At 39.1% G+C, this 447-nt stretch carries 1 protein-coding gene; it reads right to left on the bottom strand.

What is annotated here, in order from left to right; translation table 11 throughout:
• A partial coding sequence (locus tag KH893_RS12245) for an FGGY family carbohydrate kinase (RefSeq protein ID WP_281166332.1) occupies positions 1 to 447 on the bottom strand: 447 nt, incomplete at both ends.

The following is a 447-nucleotide window of genomic DNA, read 5'->3' as shown; positions in this document are numbered from 1 at the left end:
ATATTGAAAAGTCCGGTTCCCGAAGCAATTGAAATATCCATTTTGTTCGTTTTAAACAAACGATGAAATATATATTCCTTAATGCCGAGGAAATGTTCGGCCTTTTTATAAATATCCTGTTGTTCGTTTTTAAGCCATAACAACTTGCTCAAAGGCGCCATCGGATGAATCGGTGTTCCGGTCTTGCTGTATATTTCTTGACCAACACCACTTTCTTTTAATTGCTCGGAATATTTAAAAGCTCGGCCATCGGCCCAAGTAATCACGCGGGTTAACGGTTGCCAATCTTTATCAAAAGCAATCAGTGAATGCATCGCGGAACTAAAAGAGACACCAAGAATCTTGTCATCATTTCCTAATTTGCCAGCACGAACAACGTCTGTTAGAGAATCAATCAAAGCTTCAAAAATTTCAACCGGATCTTCTTCGGCCATATCTGGTTTATCA

The organism is Liquorilactobacillus sicerae (genome assembly GCF_029916425.1).
Taxonomy (GTDB): Bacteria; Bacillota; Bacilli; order Lactobacillales; family Lactobacillaceae; genus Liquorilactobacillus; species Liquorilactobacillus sicerae.
Note: the sequence above shows the minus strand (reverse complement) of the source record. Positions and strands in the feature narration are given on the sequence as shown.